The following is a 24,730-nucleotide window of genomic DNA, read 5'->3' on the forward strand; positions in this document are numbered from 1 at the left end:
TTTTTACTCATGGAAAAGCATAATCACGAACACCACAAGCATCATACACACGAGGGTCACCAAAAGAGCCAATCATCAGATCATCAAACCATCAACAAATCAGACCATCAGCATGGGCACCATGACCACCATGCCATGATGATCGAGGATTTTAAAAAGCGTTTTTGGATTTCTCTGGTGCTCACCGTACCGATCCTGGCACTATCTCATATGATCCAGCAATTACTGGGATTTGAGCTAACCTTTTTTGGTGATCAGTACGTCCTTTTTGGGCTTTCCACCATTGTCTTCTTTTATGGGGGCTGGCCTTTTCTCAAAGGACTTTGGGACGAGTTGAAGGACAAAAACCCGGGCATGATGACCCTGATTGCAGTGGCCATTACTGTGGCTTATGTGTACAGCTCGGCTGTGGTGTTTGGCTTGGAGGGGATGGATTTTTTCTGGGAGCTGGCGACCCTTATTGTCATCATGCTGCTGGGGCATTGGATCGAGATGAAATCGGTAATGGGTGCATCAAGAGCGCTCGAATTACTGGTGCAGATGATGCCTTCCGAAGCTCATTTGGTTCAGGGAGACCAAATCAAGGACATCAAGGTTGATCAACTGAAAAAGGAGGATATCATCCTGATAAAAGCCAATGAAAAAATACCTGCGGACGGTACAGTGGTGGATGGGGAAAGCCACCTGGACGAAAGCATGCTCACCGGTGAGAGCAAGCCGGTGAAAAAATCCAAGGGCGACCCGGTCATTGGCGGATCAGTAAATGGCAGCCAATCCATCAAGGTGAAAGTGTCCAAAACCGGGAAAGAAAGCTACCTCAACAAAGTGATCACGCTGGTTGAAGAAGCTCAGAAAGCTAAATCGAAAACTCAAAACCTGGCCAATGTTGCCGCAAGATGGCTCACTTTCATCGCCATTGGTGCGGGTACTATTACGTTGTTTACCTGGATCAGCTTGGGTAAGCCTTTAGATTTTGCATTGGAACGAATGGTGACCGTCATGGTTATATCCTGTCCACATGCGTTGGGTTTGGCCATACCACTAGTTGTAGCCATTTCCACTGCTGTTTCAGCAGGAAAAGGCTTGCTGATCCGCAACCGTACTGCTTTTGAAAATGCTCGGAAGATTACCGCAATGGTGTTTGACAAAACAGGCACGTTGACCGAAGGCAAATTTGGTGTCTCACGATATGAGAGCCTTTCTGATGATATGAACAAAAATGAACTGCTGTCCTTTGCCGCTTCGCTGGAGCAGCAATCGGAGCACCCAATTGCACAAGGCATTGTGAAAGCAGCGAAAGAGGCAGGCCTGGCATTGAAAAAGGTAGAAAATTTTGAATCATTAACGGCCAAGGGCATTCAAGGCAAGATCGAGGGACAAAATTGGAAAGTAGTCAGCCCCGGCTACCTGAAAGAAAACGACATAAATATCCCCGATCAGGCAGGATCTGATGAGGCAGAAACCATCGTGTATGTGCTGCAAGAGAATCTAATAATAGGCTTCATAGCCTTGTCCGACCAAATCAGGGAAGAAAGCCCTAAAGCCATCGAAACGCTTCGGGAAAAAGGCATGAAGCTATACATGGCTACCGGGGACAATGAGAAAACCGCCAAGGCAGTCAGTGAAAAACTCGGGCTGGATGGCTACTACAGTGAGGTACTGCCCCATCAAAAAGTGGAAATCATCAAGAAACTCCAAAAAGAAGGCCACTTTGTAGCCATGACGGGTGATGGTGTGAATGACGCCCCTGCACTGGCACAGGCTAATGTGGGTATTGCAGTAGGTTCCGGTACCGATGTGGCTGCTGAGACAGCCGACATCATCCTGGTCAACAGCAACCCAAAGGACATTGCCAACCTGGTTCTGTTTGGCAGGGCAACCTACAACAAAATGATTCAAAACCTCGCCTGGGCTACCGGTTACAATGCCATCGCATTACCTTTGGCCACCGGCTTTATCCCCGGCCTGGTTATAAGCCCTGCCATAGGCGCAGTGTTCATGAGCCTGAGTACGGTCATAGTCGCCATTAATGCGCAATTGCTGAAACGAAAAATTAAGAACTGACTACCCCTGCTCAGATTTGGGAAGACCAGGTAAAATCTGCTGTGTTGATTATTTGAACCAGTTCATGCAGTAAATAGACACTATGAAAATGAAAAACTCACTTTTTAAATGCCTGAAAATTATAACCAACAATATGAAGATTTAGAGGACAAACTTAGAATGATCGATCTGGAGGAAGATAACCTCCTCAAAAAATCAGAGCTGAGCTTTCAAAGGGTTCTAATTGCCATTAACAGGTTACAGAATGTCTTAACTAAAAACCTTGTAGATTCTCAAGCCGGTGAAATACTCTTCTTTAAGGAGATTTAACCCAAATACGCCTGCAAACTCATTTACAATCTCAACGTGTTCAATTTTGGAACTAACAAGCCCAATAGGGATTAAGATTAGGCGCAAGTATTATCAAAACGAATTAGATAAGCTCACAGGCTTCTTTGACAATATCTTGGAGTTTTACCTACGCAATTAAAAACCCAAAGACCACCAAAAGCCGCTTGGAAACAATGGAGTGATGAGGCACCTAGAGAGGTTCTGGAAGATGGTGACCATGGCTGTAAAAATGGAATGGGTAAGCCGGGATCCCTTTGAAAAGTATCTGCTCAAATTTCATCGAGTTGATAGGGATTTCCTTAATCACGAAGAGTTGGAGGCAGTAGAAAACAAGGACTTCAAGATTGTGCGTTTGCAGTGGGTCAGGGATCTGTTTGTGTTCAGTTGCTATACCGGACTGGCCTACATCGATGCGATGAACCTGACACCATCCAACATCACGATTGGCATTGATGGGGAGTACTGGCTTTCCACCTGCCGCCAGAAAACCGACCAACCTGTCAGGGTTCCCATCCTTCCCAAGGCCTGGGAGATTATTGAGAAATACAGAACCCACCCAAGGGCTTTGCAAAAAGGATCTGTATTCCCTATGATCTCTAATCAAAAGCTTAACTCTTATCTGAAAGAAATAGCCGACCTGTGCGGGATTGAAAAGAACCTCACCTTTCACCTGGCCAGGCATACATTTGCCACCACCGTTACTCTTTGCAATGGTGTCCCGTTGGAGACTGTGAGCAAGATGCTGGGTCATTCAAAAATCACCACTACTCAGGTTTACGCTAAAGTGGTGGAGAAGAAGGTAAGGGAAGACATGCACACTCTCCGGGAGAAGCTGGCAGCACCAAAATTGATGAGAAGGGCGAAGTAGCCCTTCGAAGTAGCCCTTTTTTGTATTTAAGTGATTGCTTAAATACATTTAATTCCTTAGCTTTGTTAAGCAAATGCTTAAATACGAAGTTATGAATACATGTATCCGTGTCTTTGCCGATAGCGACCAGATCAATAGGTGCAGGGAAGACTTGAAGAGTAAAGAAGAAGGCTTTTTAGAACTGGCAGATGTACTGAACCTGGCTGGTAATGCGGTTCGCCTCAAAATCCTGTACCTCTTGAAACAGGAAAATGAACTTTGTCCGTGCGACTTGTCAGACATCCTAGGCATGACAGTGCCGGCCATTTCCCAACATCTGAAAAAGCTGAAGGATGCAGGAATCGTGACAACCAAAAAATCCGGACAAACCATCTTCTATTCAGTAGAAGCGCACAGTCAGCGGATCATTTCATCAGTGCTCGATTTGTTTAATCTCCCAAATACAATTCCTGCCCTATGATATCCAGTGATCTTACCCAAAGCATAAAGGTTTCCTTAAAAACTGCTACCGGGCAGTTGGGATATATCCTCAGTAAAATTGACGATGAGGACCAGGTGGAAAACATACTTCTCCAGTTGAAGGCGGTACAATCCACCCTTACCAAGACTACTTATGAATTATTGGATGATACCTACAGAAAAGCATTAGCAGAAAGAATCTCGTTAGCTTACCAGAACTGCCCCGGTAACTGTGGTAATGAAGAAACAATAGAAAAGCTGAGAACACTATTTCCAGAGCTTAAACTCGAAGAAGTGCCTGAAAAACTAAGGGAAGCCCGGACGGTGGAAGAAGAATTGAAGAAATTTTTATCCGAACGTTTGGACACCCCCTCCCCCCGTGACTGAACTTTGGAGAGATGTTTCAATAAAATAGTATTGATATGAAAAGTAAACTCATGATTTTGGCCACAGCGGGTATTCTCGCCATTGGTGGCCTTGCTTACGGGATCAACTCATCCCCAAAAGCTTGTCCTTTGGAAGGTACTCCAGATTGTCCAAAAGTTAGCTGCCCTTTGGCAGGCACTCCGGAATGTCCTTATGATTTGAAAGTGGCGGAAATACCCGCCTGCTGCAAGAAAAAGTAACCGGGAGGGCGCAGAGCCCTTCTTTTTTTGAAATGAAAAAGTATATGAAAAATTCGCTTTTAACCAGCGGTATTATGGCTGCACTCTTAAGTTCACTTTGCTGCATCACCCCGGTGCTTGCACTAGTGGCCGGTGCAAGCGGGATTGCCTCCACTTTTTCCTGGCTGGATCCTGCACGGCCCTTTTTTGTGGGCATTACGGTTGTAGTGTTGGGTTTTGCCTGGTACCAAAAACTTAAACCAAAGGCCAAAGGTGAAATAGAATGTGCGTGTGAGGAGGACCTACAGCCCTCCTTTTGGAAAACAAGGAAATTCCTTGGGATAGTCACCGTTTTTGCGACCCTGATGCTCACATTCCCGCTTTATGCTCACATTTTCTACCCTAAATCTGAAAAGCAAGTGATCATCGTTGATAAGTCAGACATTCAGACCGTAAATTTTCAAATCAAAGGCATGACTTGCCAGGGTTGCGCAGATCATGTTGAACATGAGGTAAATAAGCTCAGCGGTATCCTTAAAGTAACCGCATCCTACGAACAGGGCAATGCCATTGTAGAATTTGACAATACCAAAACAGGCATCCTTGAAATTGAGCAAGCTATCAACTCGACCGGATATTCCGTGACCAATAAAACAGAGAAATAAATGGAAATCATATTAGAATCAACCATCACCTGCCCGGAATGCGGGCATCAAAAAGAAGAAACCATGCCCACTGACGCCTGTCAGTATTTTTACGAATGTGAAAATTGCCACCAGGTACTAAAACCGAAGGAAGGGGATTGCTGCGTGTATTGCAGCTATGGCTCAGCACCTTGTCCACCAGTACAATTGGATTCTGATCAAGCATGTTGCTAGCGTAGACAATGCTTTATCTGACATACATCATGTTTTAACATGTACAATGTCATAGCACCCTCAATAACCGTTGCGTACTTTTGAGTCATATTGAAGGGAATACCAAATAGATGCCCCTTCAATGGATGGCATTTTACATCAAAAAGGCTCATGAAGCGCAACTTATATATAGTCCTGCTCATTGCAATGCTCCTCCCTGGCAAAGGGATGGCAGTGTTTCAGCACTTTTGTGGGGGCGAACTGATCAGTTTCGAGCTTTTTCTAAAACACCACGAACCATGCTGTGACGATCACAGCAACCCTTGTGATGGCTGTGAGGACCAGGAAACCATCTTCTCTCTTGATGATTTCAGAGCACCTCATTCTGACATTCCGGTCATTGCTTTTTCACCTGCGGCATTGGCTCAGCCATCTTTCCATTTGCCTTCTACACAATTTTTCGAATCAAGAACATACACAAATCCTAAAAAGGCTCCCCCGGCTGGTCAGGGCGGTATCGCTCTATCCTGTTCCAGTCATTTCTTATTTAGATACATCTGATTATCAGTTAGTTGCCTGGGTTACGAAACCTTCGAGCAATGTCGGAAATGGTTCTGTAAAATATAGCTGTTCCGGGATATTCGAACAGCATTAGAACACGATCTATCCGACAAAACTATCATCAAGTTTCTTTAATCAGACTTTCAATAAAATAATTTCTGCGTGCAATTGTCCGGCAATCGCTCCATGCAAATCAAACCTCTACCGGATCTGGTTGCTTATCGAAAAAAAATAACAGCATTGGAAAAGGAAATTTCAAAGTTAAAATCGGCCATAGCCAAGAGCAAACAGTTCAATCAAAAAGTGGAATTGAACCAACAGCTAAAAGCCGCTGAAAAGGAGCTGGAGTGGCTATTTGCAGATGGGAAAGGATCAAATTGATGGAGTTCGGAATTCCGAAATACTTAACTTCGATAAAACATTGTCTAAAGGAAGTCGGCCGAAAATCATGAATTTAATTTTCCCAGATGATGCTTAGGATGGTTTTATACCGCCTTGTTGGAATGCAATACTCATAGAAGTCTGTATCTTCATCATATTCACTTAGATTGAACCATGTTGATTTGTTAATGTTCTGTGCTTTTTCTTCAAGTTTATACACAAACTCGTAATCTTTTTGAATATACTCTGCGGCAACTGAATCGGAAGGTGGTGCTAACTTGGTGTAATCGCCCAACCAAACTTTTAAGTCGTTGGACTTTTTCCAATATTTCACTTTCCCATTCTCGATAAAGACAAGGCAAAGAGGGTGTAACTGCTCAAACTGCAAATAGCGAAAAATAGTTGCTGTCAAACTAGTTTTAAATCGTTCTGAAAGTTGCTTGATCAAAAGGGGTGAAAACTTCTTGCCTTTTGCTTCTTTAAGGAATAAATTTTCAGGCATTAGAAGTTCACTGGCGAATTCATTTGCTTCCAATTCTTGCCTCCCGTTTTTCAATGTATTTTCCGTACCTTCAATAATGTTAAAATTAGTGAATGTATCATCGGGAAGCTGCATATTTCTATGCATCAAGAGATGCCCTATCTCATGGGCTGCAACGAAGCGTTTTCTCTCCTGGAACTGTATCTTTGAATTTACCTTTATAACCGCCTTATTGTTTCCAAACACAATTTTTCCATCACAATTAGAGAGCTCTTCTTCGATAAGTATTGCATCATGCCCAGCAACCACTAATCCGGCGACAAACAGATCCATGTCCAAATCGGTTATCTCATCCAATCCACAGTCGTCTAAAAGTTTGCGAGCCTGTAAGCGCGCATTATTGACGCTTCTCATCGTTCTCCAATTCTTCAATTAGTTGAACAAAGTTCTGATCCTTGATTATTTCGATAATATCCTCTTTGGACAATTTATCGAGATTTCGGTACAAGGCCAAAGAAGCATTACCCTGAATAAATTGTTTGAGCATAGCCACAGGCTTCTCAATATTCGCTTCGATGGCTTGTTGAAATTTACTGACTAATTTCAATAAATTGTCATTCCGTTCCTTCTGTGCCTTTGCCCTTGCCAAAAAAACAAGTTGCTTCTTTTTTTTGTTGTACGCATCGATATCTGATACATCATCTTTCAGCATATCGGCGAGGGCATCCTTGTCCACTTCTTTGTAGAAAGCAATCAGAGCATCGTCAATCCTATTTTTAATATTATTGCTCATATGATACTTTTTGCTTGTTCTCTTATTTTGGGCAATCTTCGTTCCAATCGTTTCACGGTCCTGTAAATCTCCTTTACATCAATGCCGAGATCCTCTGCAATTTCTCTTGGTTTGCAGATACCGTCCATCCAATACTCGAACACCATTAATTCGTCATCATCCGCTCCAGCCTGTTGCAATAATTCTGAAACTTGTTGCCTTTCTTCTTTAATATCATCTTGATTATTATACGCGTGACTCTCCAAAAGATCCTGCGTTTGCCCAACCAGAGATCCCTTTAAAAAATTGCTGATTTCACTTCGAAGACTCCCGAACATAAAATCGGTAAACGAACAATTCGCATTTTCCCAATCACGGGTACCTTCAATTACCTTTAAAAGTAAATCTCCAACAAAATCAAAAGGCTCTTTTCCTCCCAAATCCTTTAACCCGGCTGACTTCAAACGATTGGTCGCATACGAGGTCAACCTGTCTAACAGGTCGTCCAAGTCAATAGATTGCAATTCGTCATAAAGATTCATCAGCTCTTGTCTATAATAATATGCTAAGATGGGGAAAAAATTTGCCACTCGTAAAAAAAAAATTCTTGGTCGTGGCAAAAAATTGAAAAACATCAGCATGTATATATAAAGGCTCCCATTAAAGAAGGGGACGAAGAATATTAAAAATTAACAAATAATAAAGACATGGCTAAAAAAAATCAACATGTGGTGCCGAGGGGCGACAATTGGGCAGTCAAAGGTGCCGGAAACGAAAAGGCTACAAAAATTGTAGGAACCCAGAAAGAAGCAATTAAGATAGCACGGGAAATTGCTATCAATCAGCAATCAGAAGTTGTTATCCATAGACCGAATGGTACAATCCGGGATAAGGATTCCTACGGCAACGATCCTCACCCTCCAAAAGACACAAAGCATTAGTCGATGAAAGGAAAAGTAAGTTTGGTTATCGGCCTTTTAGGGTTCCTCTCCTGCTTTTTTCTGGCAGGGGACGAACCAAAAGGCACAGTGTTTAAGATCTCTTTAGGTCTCGTAGTCGGTGGCATGGTAGAGTTCTGTGTATTCTTGTTGGAGAACCGAAAAAAATGGAGGCTATTTAAGACATTGATTATAAAACGTAATCAACCAGTCAGGGTCACGGTCGCTTATTTGTTTAGAATTGAAGTGAATGGCAGATACCTATTAATCAAGAGGCACAAGAATGACAATCCCGGCTACCAACCGGTTGGAGGTGCATACAAATATTTGAAGGAAGAAAACAGGGAATTGTTCGATCGGCTGGGTGTTGAGCCCTGCAATCACGTACCGAGAGACGAGGATACCGAAAACGATTTACGGATTATTGTTAAAAGGAGGAAAAATCTAATTGATTTCCTGAAATGGTTTGAAAGCAGAAAAAACCGTGAAATGGATCCAACCAGAGAATTCCGTGAAGAGCTGATCGATGCCAACATATTACCTGGTGATATTTTCAAGCACATTAAATACGTGTTTATAGGGAAACACATCGAAGGCGTTTTAAAATCACCGGCATACCCTATCGATGAATTACGATATGCAGACATCTTTGAATTGAGGACTGAAAATGATGCCCAAAAGCAATCTATCAATGCCCTGATAAGCAAAAGGGACGAGGTTTACTTTGCTACGCCAAATGAGATCCGGAACGGGTCAACCATAAATGGTGAAAGGATTTTGCCACACACATTTAAAATTTTACCAAAATGATACTATTAGGAAAGAAAGCTACACAAATTGATGATCTGCTCGATAGGATGGCAGAAGAGGTTCAACTGGACAAGACACGGCGTGATCGTATGAAAAGTAGTTACGAGGCCGTGAAAGAGTGGATTGAAGCGGATGAAAAATTCTTCAAGCCATACAAGTATGATGTGTATCCTCATGGGTCTGTTCGAATAATGACAACTGTCAAGCCTTTCGGAAGAGAAGAGTTTGATTTGGATATTGCAATACACCTGAAATACGGAACCCCACATAGTCCTGAAAGGATATACAATGAACTGAGGCGACGATTAAATGAGCATGGATTGTATAGGGATATGTTAGAAGCCAAAAACCGATGTATCCGTTTAAAATATGCAGGGGATTATCACATGGATATTTTGCCAGGGGTTCAGGAAGTTGAATATGATAGAAATCGTATCATGGTTCCTGACCGTGAATTAGGAAGCTGGGTCAGTAGCAATCCGCGAGGTTATGCTGACTGGTTTATAGCGCAATCAAATCTTGTTAAGGAAAGCCTGCTTGAGAAGGCACTTAGAGCCGAAAATCTGCCTGTTGACGATTTCAGTAAGAAAAAGCCATTGCAGCGCGGAGTACAGTTAATTAAGCGCTACCGAGATATCTATTTCCAAAAGGATGACAGCTACAAAACATCAAGCGTGATCCTGACAACGATAGCCGGCCAATTTTATCAAGGCGAAGACAGTATTTTTAACACCGTTGATAATATTGTTTCTACGATCCAAAATAGCATAGGGCAGTCCTATGGGAGACTTAAAATACTCAATCCGGTGAATGCAGATGAAGACTTTACCGATAAATGGGATAAGGAGCCTGAATATTACGAAGCATTTAAACGGTTTTCATTTCATTTACATAGTGAATGGCAAAAATTGAAGAAGGATAACGGCATCATTGAAGAAAGTCGGATTATGAAAGGCCTGTTTGGTGATGATCTGTTCGTGAAAGCGCAAGGTAGTCAAGCGATGGAGATTGAAAGATCTCGAAAAAGTAATGCACTTGGGGTAGCAACAGGTACTGGGGTATTGACCTCGACCAGCTCACTGGGCAGTATCCCGATTAAGAATAACACTTTTTTCGGCGAATGAGAGCTAGTTACACGTCAAGGATCAGAGAGAAAAAACTATCGGAACAGATAGCTTATATGAAGACGAAATTTCCGCAATTTGCGACCAAGTTTACCTCTCCAAGCTCTATGAAAATGGAAGGAGCTCTGCGGCCCAGTGCCCGAAGTTGTTTATATGAATTTGTCTTAAAATATAAGCTTTCAGACATGCCAAACATAACCATCGTTTCACCAAAATTGGAACTGAATGCAAATGGGGAAAAGGTACCTCATTTGTATTCATCTGGGAATCTATGTTTATATAGACCGAAATATAATGAGTTCAAGAAATCTGATTTTTTGGCGGATACAATTATTCCCTGGACGGCCTTGTGGTTATATTACTATGAGCTATGGCACACAACTGGTGATTGGCTGGGAGGCGGTGAGCATCCGAATTGAAATGAAAAAAAAGCAGATTACACCCCGAGTTCTATTTGCCCCACTCGGGAGACAACCATTTGTCGCTCATTAGCTTGCTTTTAAGCAACCTATTTAATAAGTTGAATAAATTCGGAAGCATATTTTTCTGCTAATTCACGACTGTTTTCGACGCTAACAGTCTCCCTATTCCAATTGGCTTTTGTTGTCCAGTTATAAGAACCATGAATAACCGTTTTTAAGTCGATAATACAGAATTTGTGATGCATTATATTTTCATATTTCCCACTTTTTGGAACTCTTTTAGCTTCAAAATATTTTTCAAACTCAAACCCGTATTTTGAGTTTATTTCATCATCTAAGACTACAATGCGGACACTGACCCCTTCAAGTTTTTTGTTATAAATCTCCCTCATAAGGGTTTTGTTGGTGAACCAAGCAACCGCTATCCAGATTGAGAATTTGGCGTTTTGGATTTGTTCGACAATTTGTGCTTCGATGTCTTCAAAATGTACTTCAACCTCAATGTTATCCGGTAAGTCGGCACCTATTATTTTGTATTGTCCATTAAATTCATCAAGTCTATAGCCATCTTGTTGCAAGAGTGGATTAATTTGTTCAACAGCTTTTGCGATATCCTTACTTGTATCCCCCGCAAAATGTCTTGGATCAAAGATCATTTGCATTAGTGCTACCATTTCCTTTCTTCCATTTATTTCAATGAGTTTCTCCAAAACATAAGCGTTTCGACTAAGACCATTTGGCATTCCTCCATCTCTGTACTTATAAACATCTTTAAAACCAATCCGGTTAAAGAGTTTTAAAATTTCTGGGCCTGTAAGATAAGGCGTCAACTGGTTATCCCCCGAAATAAATTCCTTTATGCTATCTATTGTTAACTCTGATAATTTCATTAATTATTTGGATGATTTTTGTTTATGCTAAAATAGCAACTATCCACCAATAGAATGTATAGACAAACTGCAATTCCCTTTTAAATCTGAGACATACCGCCACTCACCGCCAAGTAATTCCTCTCACTGCCACTTAGTTATACCTCCTCCCTTTTTGAAACACCTTTGTCCCGAAAGCCCGCAAGGCGCGGGTCGAAAGCAACAAATTAAAGTGTTTCAATTATGGAAAAACAAAGCAAAAAAGCGCTTTTGGCAGCGGTAGCAGTGCTGTCAGGCTTTAGTGCGCTTGCCCAGCAGGGCAACGGTTCGGCCGGGATCAATGAAGCCACCCAAATGGTAACATCCTATTTCGATCCGGCCACACAGCTTATCTACGCCATTGGTGCGGTCGTTGGGTTAATCGGTGGTGTTAAGGTGTACAACAAGTTCAGCAGCGGAGATCCCGACACGAGCAAGACGGCGGCTTCGTGGTTTGGAGCCTGTATTTTTCTCATTGTTGCGGCTACCATCCTGCGTTCATTCTTCCTTTAATCCCTTGCCTTATGAGTACTTACAACATCAATAAGGGCATTGGGAGAACAGTAGAGTTTAAGGGATTGAAGGCTCAGTACCTGTTCATCTTTGCCGGTGGACTGCTCGGCATACTTATCCTGGTGATGATCCTGTACATGGCGGGCGTAAACTCTTATATCTGCCTGTTTCTTGGAGCGGGCGGTGCTTCGCTGATCGTGTGGCAGACCTTTTTACTGAACAGAAAATATGGCGAACACGGACTGATGAAGATAGCAGCCAACAAACGGCATCCCCGATACATCGTCTGCCGCAAGCCTGTACGCCGCTATTTAAAGTTTCCCCTTAAATCCGGTGCCGTATGAGAAATGTAGCAAAGACCTCCACACTGGAAAGCAAGTTCCCTTTACTGGCAGTAGAGAATAATTGCATCCTTTCAAAGGATGCGGATATCACTGCCTGTTTTGAGGTGCGATTGCCGGAATTGTTTACCGTAGCTTCTGCGGAATACGAGGCCGTTCATTCCACCTGGCACAAGGCCATCAAGACCTTATCGGATTTTACAGTCGTTCACAAACAGGACTGGTACATCAAGGAAAGTTATAATCCCGATTTGGATAAGGATGGTTTTAGCTTTTTAGGCAAATCCTACCAACGTCATTTCAATGAGCGTCCGTTCCTGAATCATTATTGCTACCTGTTCCTGACCAAGACCACTAAAGAGCGTATGCGGATGCAGAGCAATTTCTCTTCGCTTTGCAAAGGCACACTGATCCCAAAGGAAATCAGAAATAAGGAAACGGTACACCGATTCATGGAAGCCGTGACACAGTTTGAGCGTATCGTGAACGATAGTGGCTTTATAAGCTTGCAACGGCTAAGTGAAGAAGATATCGTTGGTACCGATCAAAAACAGGGATTGCTGGAACAGTACCTTACATTATCAAAGGAAGCCGGTACACCCATGCAGGATATTGCATTGGGAAGTGAAGAAGTCCGTGTCGGTAACAAAAGATTGTGCCTGCATACGCTTTCCGATACAGACGACCTTCCACCAACGGTATCGGCGGATACCCGATATGAAAAATTATCCACTGACCGTAGTGACTGTCAGTTGTCTTTTGCTGCTCCCGTGGGATTACTGCTTAGCTGCAATCACATTTACAACCAGTACCTGTTTTTGGACAACAGCGAAGACAACCTGCAAAAGTTTGAAAAGTCCGCAAGGAATATGCACTCGCTGGCTCGGTACAGCCGTGCCAATCAGATCAACAAAGAATGGATTGAGCGCTACCTGAACGAAGCCCACAGCTTCGGGCTATCATCTATCCGGGCGCACTTCAATGTGATGGCCTGGTCGGACGACCCTGGCGAATTGAAGCAGCTCAAGAACGATTGCGGTAGCGCATTGGCATTAATGGAATGTAAGCCGCGGCACAACACCACGGACGTCGCTACCTTGTTTTGGGCAGGAATGCCGGGCAATGCAGGCGATTTTCCGAGTGAAGAAAGCTTTTACACTTTCATCGAGCCTGCTTTGTGTTTCTTCACCGAAGAAACCAATTACCAAAGTTCACCCGCGCCATTCGGTATCAAAATGGCTGACCGCCTGACCGGAAAACCCCTCCATTTGGATATTTCGGATTTGCCCATGAAACGTGGCATCATCACGAACCGGAACAAGTTTATTCTTGGTCCGTCTGGCTCGGGGAAATCTTTTTTTACCAACCACATGGTACGGCAATATTACGAGCAAGGCGCTCACGTGCTATTGGTGGATACCGGTAATTCCTATCAGGGATTGTGTGAACTCATCAAGGGGAAAACCAAAGGCGAAGACGGAGTGTATTTCACCTATACGGAAGACAATCCCATTGCCTTTAATCCCTTCTATACCGATGATGGTGTATTTGACATTGAGAAAAGGGAAAGTATCAAAACTTTGATACTGACACTTTGGAAACGTGATGATGAGCCGCCAACCCGTTCCGAAGAGGTAGCTCTGTCCAATGCCGTGAGCGGTTATATCGAACGAATCCGGCAAAGTGATGAATATCCATCTTTCAATGGTTTTTATGAATATGTACGAAGGGATTACCGGAAGATACTGGAGGAAAAACAGGTCAGGGAGAAGGATTTTGATGTCGCCGGCTTCCTGAACGTACTGGAACCTTACTACAAAGGCGGTGAGTATGATTACCTGCTCAACTCCGACAAGCAACTCGACCTGCTTTCCAAGCGCTTTATTGTGTTTGAAATTGATGCCATTAAGGATCACAAAATCCTGTTTCCCATTGTGACCATCATCATTATGGAGGTTTTCATCAACAAGATGCGTAGGCTGAAAGGCATACGAAAGCTCATTTTGATTGAGGAAGCCTGGAAAGCCATCGCAAAAGAGGGAATGGCAGAGTACATCAAGTATCTTTTTAAGACCGTCAGAAAGTTTTTTGGTGAAGCCATCGTGGTTACGCAGGAAGTGGACGACATCATCCAGTCACCCATCGTCAAGGAGAGTATCATCAACAATAGTGATTGCAAAATCCTGCTTGACCAGCGCAAGTACATGAACAAGTTTGACGATATCCAGACCATGCTCGGGCTAACGGATAAAGAAAAGGCACAGGTACTTTCCATCAACATGAATAATGACCCAAGCCGGCTTTATAAAGAGGTGTGGATTGGCTTGGGTGGTACGCACTCCGCAGTCTATGCCACGGAGGTTAGTCTGGAAGAATATCTGGCTTATACCACGGAAGAAACCGAAAAGATGGAAGTGATGCAGCTTGCTTCCGAACTGGATGGCAATGTAGAACTCGCTATTAAGCACATCGCTATGCAAAGGCGGGATAAAGTAAATCAATAGTCATTAACATTTTAAAAATCAGAAACAATGAAGAAGATCATGTATTTGGTGTGTACGGCAATCATGCTTGCCGTAGCACCGTCCGCAAAAGCCCAGTTTGTAGTAACCGACCCGGCAAATCTGGCTTCGGGTATTCTCAACAGCGCGAATGAGATCGTACAGACTTCCTCCACGGTAAGTAATGTGGTGAAAAATTTCAAGGAAGTTGAAAAGGTCTATAAGCAGGGTAAAGAATATTACGACAAGCTGAAAGCGGTAAGTAACCTGGTCAAAGATGCCCGAAAAGTACAGCAAACGGTACTCTTGGTGGGTGACGTGTCCGAGATGTATGTACAGAATTTCGGCAAGATGATGAACGACCCGAATTTTTCCGCACAGGAATTAACAGCCATATCCAACGGTTATTCCGCATTGCTTAATGAAAGTACTGAACTGCTGAAGGAACTCAAACAGATCGTAAGTGCCACAAGCCTGTCGCTGAATGATAAGGAACGGATGGATATTATCGACCGGGTGTACAAAGAGGTTAAGGAATACCACAGTTTGGTGCGCTACTATACCACCAAGAACATCTCCGTAAGTTATCTCAGAGCCAAAAAACAGAACAATACCCACCGGGTGCTGGAACTCTATGGAACGGCTAACCAAAAATACTGGTAAGCCATGGAGTTTAGTAATCTACACGAAGTCCTGCGCTCATTATACGATGAGATGCTGCCCCTGTCCGCCGATATGGCGGCAATAGCCAAAGGGTTGGCAGGTTTGGGGGCTTTATTCTATGTGGCCATCAAGGTATGGCAGGCATTGAGCCAGGCAGAGCCGATTGATATATACCCTTTGCTCCGTCCTTTTGCTTTGGGCATCTGCATTATGTTTTTTCCGACCATCGTGCTGGGAACCATCAATGCCGTGTTGAGCCCTGTAGTGCAGGGTACGCATACTATCCTCGAAGACCAAGTGCTTGATATGACCGAATTACAGGAGAAAAAAGACCTGTTGGAACGGGAAGCGATGCTCAGAAATCCTGAAACCGCTTATCTGGCATCTGATGAGGAGTTTGATAAAAAACTGGACGAATTGGGCTGGTCACCATCCGATTTAATGACGATGTCGGGCATGTACATCGAGCGGGGCATGTACAATATGGAACAGGCAGTCAAAAACTGGTTCCGGGAACTGCTGGAAATTCTGTTTCAAGCGGCAGCATTGGTAATCGATACCATACGTACTTTTTTTCTGATCGTCCTGTCCATACTCGGTCCCATAGCTTTTGCTATTTCCGTATGGGACGGTTTTCAGTCCACGCTCACGCAGTGGCTTACGAGGTACATCAGTGTCTACCTATGGCTGCCCGTTGCAGACCTGTTTAGTGCCATGCTCTCCAAGATTCAATCCCTAATCGTCGAAAAGGATATCGAAAAGCTTGCCGACCCGACATTCATTCCCGACACCTCCAATACCGTCTATATCATCTTTATGATTATCGGAATCGTGGGATACTTCACTATCCCGACGGTAACAGGTTGGATTATCCAGGCAGGTGGCGCAGGAAACTTTACCCGTAACGTAAACCAGACCGCAATGAAAGCAGGGAATGTCGCAAGTGCCGGAGCAGGTTCAGCAGCTGGAAACATCGGCGGTCAGCTACTCAAATAATGTAAAACGATTAATCCGTAAAAAATGGAATTTAAGACGCTAAGAAATATCGAAAACAGCTTCCGCCAGATACGCTTGTACGCAATCGTATTTGCCGTTCTCTGCACTGGAGTGGTGGGATATACCGTGTGGAAATCCTATCACTTCGCAGAGCAGCAACGCCAGAAAATCTATGTGCTGGACAGTGGAAAGTCATTGATGTTGGCGCTGTCACAGGATGCAAGTATCAACCGTCCGGTTGAGGCTCGGGAGCACGTGAGGCGCTTTCACGAACTGTTCTTTACGTTGGCACCTGACAGGAATGCCATCGAAAGCAATATGAACCGGGCATTTAACCTTGCCGATAAAAGTGCCTTTAACTATTACAAAGACCTTTCAGAAAAGGGGTATTACGGTAGGATCATATCGGGGAATGTCCAACAGCGCATTGAAGTGGATAGCGTGGTGTGCAATTTCGACAACTATCCTTATTCGGTACGAACCTATGCCAAACAGTTCATCATCCGATCGAGCAACGTGACCCGGCGAAACCTGATTACTTCCTGTTACCTCGTCAATTCCGTCCGCTCGGACAACAATCCCCAAGGGTTTAACATCGAAAAGTTTGCCGTCATGGAAAATAGGGATATGGAAGTCATTGAACGCTAAAAAAACAATGTAATGGAAGCATTATCAGATTTAAACACATTCGCGAAAATCCTTACTGACAAAGGATATAACGGCTATTTCCACACACAGGGTGCATATCCGGGGAAATTAAAAGAAAGCATAGGGGAATACCTTGAAAGCTGTCAAAAAGGTAATGATCATTTGCCTGAAAGGGAATTGCTATTGACGAGCTACCTGCTCTGGGCTGGCGAAGACAAGCCACGGATAGAATGTAATATGTGGGTGAAATACCTGAACAACAAATTCTTCGTCGACAGCATGGAGATTACGAAGAAAGACCGCTTTGGTCAACTATTGAAACAATCAAAGCTGACTAACCTATCGGTGTTTACCGTCCCAAAAGCAGCAGAAGCAGTGGCTTTGGTAAACGAAGTACCGAAGCAAAAAGTAGATCTAAGCCCCAAGCGTTTCAAGCTATAACAACAGAAATAGTATGAAAAAGATCAGAGCAAATCTGGACAGGTATTTTGACAGGCTGGACGAGCACTGGAAAGCCTTACCCGTTCGAAAACAGCGTAGGTACACCGTATACTTTTTTACAGGTTACCTGATGCTTACCGCCGGAGTAATTACCAGTGTCTGGCTCGATACAGGAAAGTCTGCCAACGATATGGTCATTGAGCATATCGAAAACCCTGTTCTTAAAAAGAACGAAAGCCCTGCAAGCTTGCAGGATACATTATTCACAAACTCAAAAGATAAGACTGATGAAAGAAAATGAGAACCAAAGAACGGTTGTCCGGGTGACCGAGGGTGATCCGGGAACAACCAAAGATATGCTGCAAGACAGCACGCAGAACAAAACCGAAAAGTTCAAAAAGCCTCTCATATTCGTCTTGATGGGTGTCGTATTTCTCGGCTGTTTGTACCTGATATTTAAACCATACTCCGACAAAAAGGAAGTCGAAAATGTCGGGATCAACGATGCCGTTCCCCAAGCTACAGGTGCAGGACTACCCGCCGATAAAGGCAAGGCCTATGAGCAGGAAATGCTGGAGCGTAAGGAACAGGAAAAACGCAATGCGATGGCAACACTTTCGGACTATTGGAATACCAATGATCAGGAAGAAGCAATAGAAGAATTTCCCGAAGAAGGCGAAAATTACGGCTATACAGGTGGTAGAAGCGCCGGACGGTCCGGTAATCCGGCACTCAGCAGCTATCGTTATGCACAGAATACATTAGGGTCTTTCTATCAGGAAGATGATACCGAAACAGCTGAACTTCGCAGGCAGCTGGATGAATTGAAAGAACAGCTGGCGGAAAAAGAGGTACCGCCCGCCGTCACTGTGGATGACCAATTGGCGCTGATGGAAAAATCCTATCAGATGGCTGCAAAATACCTTCCTTCAGGCACGAATGCGGGACAAGCTGTGTCAGCTGACGGTGTAGCCAAAGTCGCTGCTCCTACACAAAAGGTACATTTTGTCGCATTCACACCAACAAGGAAAAACACGGTATCCGCACTGTACCGTGAACCAGCGGATAGTACCTTTTTAGCCGATTGGAGTGAATCCCGAAACAGGGGTTTCTTTACTACGGGTTCCGTCGGGCAGGTGGTACAATCGAAAAACAGTATCAAAGCCTGTGTACATGAAACGCAGACCATTACCGGTGAAAGTGGAGTTCGGCTTCGTTTATTGGAGTCTGCCCAAACACCTGATCGTACGATCCCCAAGGGGACTGTTTTAACGGCAAATGCCAAGTTTCAGGGCGGCCGCTTACAATTGAATGTATCTTCCATCGAACTGGAAGGCAATATCATGCCGGTGGATATTGCCATTTATGATCTGGATGGACAGCAAGGTCTGCACGTTCCGTATTCGCCGGAAATGAATGCACTGACCGAAATGGCGGGTAATATGAGCCAGACTCCGGGAACAAGCCTGATGCTTACCCAATCCGCCGGACAGCAGATCGCCGCAGACCTCAGTCGTGGTGTGGTGCAGGGCATATCCGGCTATTTCTCCAAGAAAGTAAGGACACCGAAAGTCACCCTTAAAGCAGGGCTCCAGCTCTTCCTGGTCTCTAAACAATAATGTTAAACTCAAATAAGTAAAACAATGAACAGTCTTTTTAAAACACTGGGAGCAATAACCCTGATCATCGGCTTTGCCATGTCGTCATTTGCACAGGACAATGCGACAAGAAAACCTCTTGCTCTGGGCAAGATAGAACCGTACCAGATGGAAGTCACCTACGATAAGACTTCGCATTTGATTTTCCCGACCGCTATACGTTACGTGGATTTGGGAAGTGAGTGCCTGATTGCCGGAAAAGCGGACGATGCGGAAAATGTGTTACGTGTAAAGGCCTCGGTAAAGGATTTCGAACAGGAAACCAATTTTTCGGTCATTACCAATGACGGACGTTTCTACAGTTTCAATGTCCATTACAGTACCAATCCACTGGCTTTGAGCTACGACCTCCTTACCATGCAGAAAGCCGTGGAGAAAGCGAATGGAAACGACGTTCTGTTTGAAGAGCTGGGAAGCAGCTCGCCATCGCTTGTAGGTCTGCTAATGGAAACCATTTACAAAAAGGATAAGCGCATCATAAAGCACATCGGTGCTAAAAGCTTCGGCATTCAGTTCATCCTGAAGGGAATTTATATCCATAACGGTAAATACTATTACCATACGGAGATCCAGAACAAAAGCAATATGCCGTTCGAGATTGATTTCATCAATTTCAAGGTAGTGGACAAACAAGTCGCTAAACGTACCGTCGTGCAGGAGCGACCACTGATACCACTCCGTACCTATAAGCCATTGGGAGGAATTTCAGGAAATATGACGGAGCAGAATGTATTCCTCTTGGATCAGTTTACCATCGGCGATGACAAGATTCTCCAAATTGAGATTTTTGAGAAGAACGGAGGTAGGCATCAAACACTTCAGGTGGAAAATTCGGATTTGATCAAGGCTCGTCTGATTGACGACATGCACCTGAAAATTTAATAACCCTTTGACAGCGAAATATGAAAAAGTATATCTACGCCGTGATGTTCATGCTCTTGGGCATCACAATGGCACAGGGACAACGGATGTTGCCCAAGCAGAAAGGATTGGAAGTAAGAACCGGTGTATTATCCAATGACAAAATCGGCAACGATTATTACCTCCAAATCGGCATGACCGTAAATGGCAAAAACGGGAACTACCAGCTTTGGGCTTTGGAATATGCTCACCAGTATTACGACTATAAAGACCTTCGCATACCGCATGAAACCTATACGGCAGAAGGTGGTTACAGCTTCTTTTTGTTGGGCGATACCCGGAAGAATTTCACATTCAATCTTGGGGTTACAGGTGTTGTCGGCTATGAAAACATCAATCGAGGTGAGCAAATGCTATACGACGGTGCGAGGATATTAAGTGAAGACAACTTCGTTTACGGCGCAGGCGGACGGCTCAGTTTAGAAACCTACCTGTCTGACCAGGTTGTATTCCTCTTACAGGGACGTACAAAAGTTCTTTGGGGAACAGATCTGGAGCAGTTCCGTCCATCGGCAGGTGTAGGATTACGATTTAACTTTTAAAATGACTTACGATGAAACGATTATTCAGAAAATACAGCCCGCATTTTCAAGCAGGATTTATGCTTGCAGCAATGCTTATTTGTTCGGTGGTTTTGTTTTCTTGCGAAAAGGACGAACTCGAAATCCAGAACGACTTTCCCTTCGAAGTCGATGTAATGCCCGTACCCAACGAGTTGGCCAATGGCAGTACCGTGGAGATCAGGGTAACAATACAGCGAAACGGCAACTATGCAGATACCCGGTACTTTCTCCGCTACTTCCAGTTTGCCGGACAGGGAACCTTGCGCTACTATGATGAACCGCCATACCTGCCCAATGATTTATACCCTGTGCCAGCAGAGCAGTTCCGGTTATATTACACCTCGGCATCCACCGTATCACAATCCTTTGAGGTATGGATTTCGGATAATTTCGGTAACGAGAAACAGTTGAGTTTCCGGTTTAACAGTAGTGACTAAAGGCATACCGAAATCAATCAAAAAAGCGACTTGTATCCTTATTTACAGGTCGCTTTTTTCATTTTTTGCTCCCCATATGGGAGGTTTTTCCTTAAATTTACTTGGATTATCAGCTCAATACAATGGATGCAGTAACTTCACAATTAATGCTTGGTATTATTCCCATTGTGGTGGGGATTGGGCTTATCTACTGGATAAGCCGCAGGAAATTTTACCGGCGCAATATGGCTGGTGTGGAAGGCTTTTCGAGCTTTGAATCTTCAGTATTCACCCGTTTATTGGAACGTATCGGCAAATGGCTCGCATATGCGCTGATTATCATCGGCATTCTTTTTCTATGGTCCTATTCAAGAATGAAAAGCGATAAGGAACAGCAAACTACCGAAATTCATAGCCCGAAATAGTCGGTTCAATAATACGATAAGATTTTTTAGTCGATAAAGTGGTTAAAAACATGCTTGCAAACAGTACTCCAACAACGCCATGATAGAGGAAGCAATATCTATTCAGTTCTAACCAAGCGGCGTTCTTTTGCTTCTTTTCTTTGGCCGCTTATGTGGAAAGAAAAGAAGCCGAAACCAATCCCCAATATCGGGATAACGAATATCCCGCAAATTTTCCCGCAACCTGTTTGATAAAATGCAGTGCCATGAAGCGGTGAAGGGGCATTTTGACAAAGGGGTTGCACCAATTAAATGCGAAAAGGCGGTTCCGACCAACGGAAGGATGCGTCTTTTCGCCGCCCGATTTTTCGGGTCAGGCGACTTTTATCGGGTGGGTATTAAAATCCTTCAGGTTATGGAAAAATCCCCTGTATGGGGTCATTCCGTTGCGGAATAAGCCCCACAATAACGAGCAACCCATTTGGGTCAATGAGGAATTGATAAACAAATCCTGCTTTTCCAAGGCTTCAGTCAAACTGCAACTTGGCGTATTATCCTCTTGTTCGGATTGCTTCAGCAATTCGCCAAATTCATCGGTAATCATTGGCAGGTTTGCCACGGTTTTGTACTTTTCGGATTGAGGTTGGTTTATCTCCCCGATAGTAGATAGCAGGACTTGCCCTGTGTGCTGGCTATTCCCAAAGTCCAACCAATATTTCGGTTCATCCCTGTGGTTTCTGCGGTTACTGATTTCTTTCAAAATTTCTGCAATGCCAAACCTTGCCTGTACATTATCCACACAGGTAATCGTAATGGTCGCTTGCGCATAATCGGGCAATCTGCCCAACTTGCCTTTCTCAAATTTTGCTGTCTCGGCTTTCCAATTTGTTCCTGTAAAGCGGTTACAACGATTGATTAAAGCAACGGATTTATACAGCTCTGTTTCACTCTCGGCAAAACGCTGTCTGCCTAAATTGGCACTGGTGATAATATCATCGTCCCATAAACGCACCTGCAATCCTGCATGTCCCAACGCTATCAAGCTGTGGTTCATTTCCATTAAGGCGGTCAGGACTTTTGAGCCTGTGCCACCTGCACCGATAAGGTTTACCGAAATTGGATTGGTCGGACTTATCAGTTCATTGTCCACAAAATGGACGGCTGTTTTTGTCGTGTTCATTGCAATAGGTTTTTAAGGGTTTTGCCATTCTTTTTCAATACTTCTTTCGCAAAGGGGTTGTCCGTACCGATTAGGTCTTTCCATATCTTAACACAATTTCCTTTTATGGGGCTATGTCTGCCTAACAAGTGGCTGAAATAGCTGTTAAAAAAGTAGTCCTCCCATGCGGTGGTAAATTCCTCCACCGAAGCCGATTTTTTGATGTCAATACCCACCGTTCCCATACATACATTGCCATTTTCATACACATTGAAGAGGGGGGCGTAATGCAATGGCGTGTTAGCATTCGGTCTTCTATCCGATGCCAAAGCAAATACAAAAAGGTTATTTTTACCTGCATACCATAGCATTGGCGGCACTTGTGCCTTGCCGTTGGGTATGCCCAAACTATCCACAAAATACAGTTGCCGTTGCTGTGCTTTGGTGTACCAAAGTACCGTGCCTTTCTCGCTTGGATTGATATGCATAATATTGGTCGGCAATATTCCCTTTGGCTTTAAAAAGGCTCTGTTTCTTTCTTCATCAGTCTGCAAAGCCTTCGCCAACACATTCGCTTCTCTTACGGTCAGGGGGTGGGCATTGATTGGATTGCCGTTGCTGTCCATATCAAAATGCTCCACATACCTATCGGTATTTGCTCCATTGGTTTCATAAAAGACCAAAGCGGATTTTGGGTGGTATAAGGTTCCAAAATTCTCGGTTATGTCGTTTGCACTGTTCATGTTCTTGTCGTTTTATAATCATACAATAGGGTACATAGGTCGTCCAGTAACGCAAACAAACGGTTCTCAAACCCAAGGTTACTTTCTGCGATGTTACTTCCGTCAAAGGATTTGCGAATGGTCGGCTCCTGAACACCTCCGTATTCGTTAAATTCATTGTTGATGCTATCCGAAAGGCTCTCATACAGCCATCCATTTGTATCGGCAATAAAGGAGATATACTTTTCCATTCCGATGGTTTCATTGCTGTAATCACCATCATCGGGGGCATCATCGGGAATGGGTGCGTTTCGGAAAATACTGGCTGTCGGGTATTCTGAATACAGGGCAAAGGCATTGCAAGCTATCCGAAAACATTCTTGGTCAAAGGTATTGTGGCTTTCAAACTGGCTTAAACGCTGTTCAAATACGGTTAGGTTGATTCGGTTGAACAGTTTCTGTTCTATACGGTCGCCTACGTGTTCGGCAATCCCAAATTCACGCATATATATTTCCGTGTCTTCCGTTTCATCGTTCTGCTCCACCCATTCTTTGTGCATTTCGTACATCCAGTACAAATAGCTGTCTTCCTGCCTGTAATACGGAATGTCGGCTATATGATAGAGGTAACTGCAAACCGAAATAAGCAATTGGGCGTTCTTTTTCCGCTTCGGGTCTTTGAGCATCTGAAAGAGCGGAACAACGGGAATATAATAAAGGGTCGTGCCTGTGTTGTACCGTTCCTCGCTTACAAAAAAGGTTTTCCTGCTATCCTGTATCAAATGGAAACTATCCCAATTTACGTGGCTACGTTTTAATTGGGTTTCTACATCCCACATTGCCAAAGCGATATTGTAGGGAAAGCCAAAATCCTTGGTCGGCATGGGCTCAATGCGGTAATGTTCGGCAAGTTCGGAAAGGGACTGATAAAAATCCCTTTCCGTTTTCGCTGTTTTCCTGCAAGCCTGTACAGATTGTTCCGTTTTCAGTTTCGGCAGAAACCTGCACCTTAGAAAACCATTGGCAACATGGCTATCGGTACGGATTTCTGTTTGTCTTTCCGCACTTCGTTTGCGTCTTTGGTTCTTTGCATCCAACCTGCGAACTCGCCCAACTGTCGGTGCAATTGCCGTTGCCGTTTCTGCTCGGGTATGCTGATAATCCCCGATATGATAGGTTTGTACATAGTTCATCGTTTTAGATT

34 protein-coding genes are annotated in these 24,730 nt (G+C 43.9%); 27 read left to right on the top strand and 7 right to left on the bottom strand.

Annotation, left to right across the window (positions count from 1 at the left end; translation table 11 throughout):
* Window positions 1-9 precede the first annotated feature (9 nt).
* The 10 genes from FHS59_RS05055 to FHS59_RS05095 all read left to right on the top strand — a co-directional run bounded on the left by FHS59_RS05055 (window position 10) and on the right by FHS59_RS05095 (window position 6,125).
* Complete coding sequence (locus tag FHS59_RS05055; protein WP_184493628.1) at window positions 10-2,064, top strand: copper-translocating P-type ATPase; 2,055 nt, start codon at window positions 10-12, stop codon at window positions 2,062-2,064.
* Between the two features lie 108 nt (window positions 2,065-2,172).
* On the top strand, window positions 2,173-2,373 hold the full coding sequence (locus tag FHS59_RS05060) for a hypothetical protein (protein ID WP_041738740.1): 201 nt from the start codon (window positions 2,173-2,175) through the stop codon (window positions 2,371-2,373).
* A 202-nt stretch (window positions 2,374-2,575) separates the two neighbouring features.
* Window positions 2,576-3,262: a site-specific integrase gene (locus FHS59_RS05065; RefSeq protein WP_052331439.1), complete on the top strand. Its 687-nt coding sequence runs from the start codon at window positions 2,576-2,578 to the stop codon at window positions 3,260-3,262.
* Between the two features lie 91 nt (window positions 3,263-3,353).
* Entirely contained in the window at window positions 3,354-3,722 is a 369-nt protein-coding gene (locus tag FHS59_RS05070; RefSeq protein WP_137404716.1) for an ArsR/SmtB family transcription factor, read from the top strand.
* Window positions 3,719-4,108 carry a metal-sensing transcriptional repressor gene (locus FHS59_RS05075; RefSeq protein ID WP_184493630.1) on the top strand — a complete coding sequence of 130 codons (390 nt, stop codon included), beginning with the start codon at window positions 3,719-3,721 and terminating at the stop codon, window positions 4,106-4,108. The genes FHS59_RS05070 and FHS59_RS05075 overlap by 4 nt, the downstream gene beginning before the upstream one ends.
* Before the next feature lie 35 nt (window positions 4,109-4,143).
* Window positions 4,144-4,347, top strand: coding sequence for a hypothetical protein (locus tag FHS59_RS05080; protein ID WP_015266975.1), 204 nt, complete (start codon window positions 4,144-4,146; stop codon window positions 4,345-4,347).
* Window positions 4,348-4,391: 44 nt separating this feature from the next.
* Window positions 4,392-4,991 carry a mercuric transport protein MerTP gene (gene merTP, locus FHS59_RS05085; RefSeq protein ID WP_221444440.1) on the top strand — a complete coding sequence of 200 codons (600 nt, stop codon included), beginning with the start codon at window positions 4,392-4,394 and terminating at the stop codon, window positions 4,989-4,991.
* Window positions 4,992-5,204: a GDCCVxC domain-containing (seleno)protein gene (locus FHS59_RS23225; protein WP_137404718.1), complete on the top strand. Its 213-nt coding sequence runs from the start codon at window positions 4,992-4,994 to the stop codon at window positions 5,202-5,204. It abuts the gene before it with no gap.
* 150 nt (window positions 5,205-5,354) lie between these two features.
* Window positions 5,355-5,744: a hypothetical protein gene (locus FHS59_RS05090; protein ID WP_041738738.1), complete on the top strand. Its 390-nt coding sequence runs from the start codon at window positions 5,355-5,357 to the stop codon at window positions 5,742-5,744.
* A 186-nt stretch (window positions 5,745-5,930) separates the two neighbouring features.
* Window positions 5,931-6,125: a DUF4391 domain-containing protein gene (locus FHS59_RS05095; protein WP_041738736.1), complete on the top strand. Its 195-nt coding sequence runs from the start codon at window positions 5,931-5,933 to the stop codon at window positions 6,123-6,125.
* A 73-nt stretch (window positions 6,126-6,198) separates the two neighbouring features.
* Here the strand turns inward: FHS59_RS05095 and FHS59_RS05100 are convergent, their stop codons facing one another.
* Genes FHS59_RS05100 through FHS59_RS05110 form a run of 3 tightly spaced genes read right to left on the bottom strand, consistent with a single transcriptional unit; the run spans window position 6,199 to window position 7,920 of the window.
* Complete coding sequence (locus FHS59_RS05100) at window positions 6,199-7,020, bottom strand: ImmA/IrrE family metallo-endopeptidase (protein ID WP_015266970.1); 822 nt, start codon at window positions 7,018-7,020, stop codon at window positions 6,199-6,201.
* Entirely contained in the window at window positions 7,004-7,399 is a 396-nt protein-coding gene (locus tag FHS59_RS05105; protein WP_015266969.1) for a hypothetical protein, read from the bottom strand. Before FHS59_RS05105 ends, FHS59_RS05100 begins: the two co-directional genes overlap by 17 nt.
* Window positions 7,396-7,920, bottom strand: a complete 525-nt coding sequence (locus FHS59_RS05110) for a sigma-70 family RNA polymerase sigma factor (protein WP_184493632.1) — start codon at window positions 7,918-7,920, stop codon at window positions 7,396-7,398. Before FHS59_RS05110 ends, FHS59_RS05105 begins: the two co-directional genes overlap by 4 nt.
* Before the next feature lie 165 nt (window positions 7,921-8,085).
* On the opposite strand from FHS59_RS05110, the gene FHS59_RS05115 reads away from it, so the two are divergent.
* Genes FHS59_RS05115 through FHS59_RS05130 form a run of 4 tightly spaced genes read left to right on the top strand, consistent with a single transcriptional unit; the run spans window position 8,086 to window position 10,669 of the window.
* Window positions 8,086-8,319: a DUF2188 domain-containing protein gene (locus FHS59_RS05115; RefSeq protein ID WP_015266967.1), complete on the top strand. Its 234-nt coding sequence runs from the start codon at window positions 8,086-8,088 to the stop codon at window positions 8,317-8,319.
* A gap of 3 nt (window positions 8,320-8,322) precedes the next feature.
* The gene (locus FHS59_RS05120) at window positions 8,323-9,126 is read left to right on the top strand and encodes an SMODS-associated NUDIX domain-containing protein (RefSeq protein WP_015266966.1); all 804 of its coding nucleotides are present in this window, start codon (window positions 8,323-8,325) and stop codon (window positions 9,124-9,126) included.
* Entirely contained in the window at window positions 9,123-10,250 is a 1,128-nt protein-coding gene (locus FHS59_RS05125) for a nucleotidyltransferase domain-containing protein (RefSeq protein WP_184493634.1), read from the top strand. Before FHS59_RS05120 ends, FHS59_RS05125 begins: the two co-directional genes overlap by 4 nt.
* Window positions 10,251-10,306: 56 nt before the next feature.
* A complete protein-coding gene (locus tag FHS59_RS05130; RefSeq protein WP_184493636.1) occupies window positions 10,307-10,669 on the top strand; it encodes a hypothetical protein in 363 nt (120 codons plus the stop codon).
* Between the two features lie 89 nt (window positions 10,670-10,758).
* Here FHS59_RS05130 and FHS59_RS05135 read toward each other — a convergent pair whose 3' ends face one another.
* Window positions 10,759-11,562: a phospholipase D-like domain-containing protein gene (locus FHS59_RS05135; protein WP_184493638.1), complete on the bottom strand. Its 804-nt coding sequence runs from the start codon at window positions 11,560-11,562 to the stop codon at window positions 10,759-10,761.
* Between the two features lie 222 nt (window positions 11,563-11,784).
* On the opposite strand from FHS59_RS05135, the gene FHS59_RS05140 reads away from it, so the two are divergent.
* From FHS59_RS05140 to FHS59_RS05200, 13 genes are all read left to right on the top strand, one after another.
* On the top strand, window positions 11,785-12,093 hold the full coding sequence (locus FHS59_RS05140) for a DUF4134 domain-containing protein (RefSeq protein WP_184493640.1): 309 nt from the start codon (window positions 11,785-11,787) through the stop codon (window positions 12,091-12,093).
* 11 nt (window positions 12,094-12,104) lie between these two features.
* Window positions 12,105-12,437: a DUF4133 domain-containing protein gene (locus tag FHS59_RS05145; RefSeq protein ID WP_015266961.1), complete on the top strand. Its 333-nt coding sequence runs from the start codon at window positions 12,105-12,107 to the stop codon at window positions 12,435-12,437.
* Window positions 12,434-14,938 (top strand): TraG family conjugative transposon ATPase, encoded by a 2,505-nt coding sequence (locus tag FHS59_RS05150; protein WP_184493642.1) that lies wholly within the window; start codon window positions 12,434-12,436, stop codon window positions 14,936-14,938. The genes FHS59_RS05145 and FHS59_RS05150 overlap by 4 nt, the downstream gene beginning before the upstream one ends.
* Window positions 14,939-14,965: 27 nt before the next feature.
* Window positions 14,966-15,598: a DUF4141 domain-containing protein gene (locus tag FHS59_RS05155; RefSeq protein ID WP_184493644.1), complete on the top strand. Its 633-nt coding sequence runs from the start codon at window positions 14,966-14,968 to the stop codon at window positions 15,596-15,598.
* A 3-nt stretch (window positions 15,599-15,601) separates the two neighbouring features.
* Window positions 15,602-16,594, top strand: coding sequence for a conjugative transposon protein TraJ (gene traJ / locus FHS59_RS05160; protein WP_015266958.1), 993 nt, complete (start codon window positions 15,602-15,604; stop codon window positions 16,592-16,594).
* A 24-nt stretch (window positions 16,595-16,618) separates the two neighbouring features.
* Window positions 16,619-17,242, top strand: a complete 624-nt coding sequence (traK, locus tag FHS59_RS05165; RefSeq protein ID WP_015266957.1) for a conjugative transposon protein TraK — start codon at window positions 16,619-16,621, stop codon at window positions 17,240-17,242.
* 12 nt (window positions 17,243-17,254) lie between these two features.
* Entirely contained in the window at window positions 17,255-17,683 is a 429-nt protein-coding gene (locus FHS59_RS05170; protein ID WP_015266956.1) for a hypothetical protein, read from the top strand.
* A gap of 13 nt (window positions 17,684-17,696) precedes the next feature.
* Window positions 17,697-17,984, top strand: a complete 288-nt coding sequence (locus FHS59_RS05175) for a nitrogen regulatory IIA protein (protein ID WP_184493646.1) — start codon at window positions 17,697-17,699, stop codon at window positions 17,982-17,984.
* Window positions 17,971-19,302: a conjugative transposon protein TraM gene (gene traM, locus FHS59_RS05180; RefSeq protein ID WP_184493648.1), complete on the top strand. Its 1,332-nt coding sequence runs from the start codon at window positions 17,971-17,973 to the stop codon at window positions 19,300-19,302. Before FHS59_RS05175 ends, traM begins: the two co-directional genes overlap by 14 nt.
* 24 nt (window positions 19,303-19,326) lie before the next feature.
* The gene (gene traN / locus FHS59_RS05185) at window positions 19,327-20,223 is read left to right on the top strand and encodes a conjugative transposon protein TraN (RefSeq protein WP_184493650.1); all 897 of its coding nucleotides are present in this window, start codon (window positions 19,327-19,329) and stop codon (window positions 20,221-20,223) included.
* 86 nt (window positions 20,224-20,309) lie between these two features.
* Entirely contained in the window at window positions 20,310-20,804 is a 495-nt protein-coding gene (locus FHS59_RS05190) for a conjugal transfer protein TraO (protein WP_246388305.1), read from the top strand.
* A gap of 11 nt (window positions 20,805-20,815) precedes the next feature.
* Window positions 20,816-21,262: a DUF3872 domain-containing protein gene (locus FHS59_RS05195; RefSeq protein WP_184493655.1), complete on the top strand. Its 447-nt coding sequence runs from the start codon at window positions 20,816-20,818 to the stop codon at window positions 21,260-21,262.
* Window positions 21,263-21,384: 122 nt separating this feature from the next.
* Window positions 21,385-21,666 (top strand): molybdenum ABC transporter permease, encoded by a 282-nt coding sequence (locus FHS59_RS05200; protein WP_184493657.1) that lies wholly within the window; start codon window positions 21,385-21,387, stop codon window positions 21,664-21,666.
* A 352-nt stretch (window positions 21,667-22,018) separates the two neighbouring features.
* Here FHS59_RS05200 and FHS59_RS05205 read toward each other — a convergent pair whose 3' ends face one another.
* Genes FHS59_RS05205 through FHS59_RS05215 form a run of 3 tightly spaced genes read right to left on the bottom strand, consistent with a single transcriptional unit; the run spans window position 22,019 to window position 24,719 of the window.
* Window positions 22,019-22,825, bottom strand: coding sequence for a PRTRC system ThiF family protein (locus tag FHS59_RS05205; protein WP_184493659.1), 807 nt, complete (start codon window positions 22,823-22,825; stop codon window positions 22,019-22,021).
* Window positions 22,822-23,547 (bottom strand): PRTRC system protein B, encoded by a 726-nt coding sequence (locus FHS59_RS05210; RefSeq protein ID WP_184493661.1) that lies wholly within the window; start codon window positions 23,545-23,547, stop codon window positions 22,822-22,824. Before FHS59_RS05210 ends, FHS59_RS05205 begins: the two co-directional genes overlap by 4 nt.
* On the bottom strand, window positions 23,544-24,719 hold the full coding sequence (locus tag FHS59_RS05215) for a hypothetical protein (RefSeq protein WP_184493663.1): 1,176 nt from the start codon (window positions 24,717-24,719) through the stop codon (window positions 23,544-23,546). The genes FHS59_RS05210 and FHS59_RS05215 overlap by 4 nt, the downstream gene beginning before the upstream one ends.
* Window positions 24,720-24,730: the final 11 nt, after the last annotated feature.

The sequence above is a fragment of the Algoriphagus iocasae genome (assembly GCF_014206875.1).
Classification (GTDB): domain Bacteria; phylum Bacteroidota; class Bacteroidia; order Cytophagales; family Cyclobacteriaceae; genus Algoriphagus; species Algoriphagus iocasae.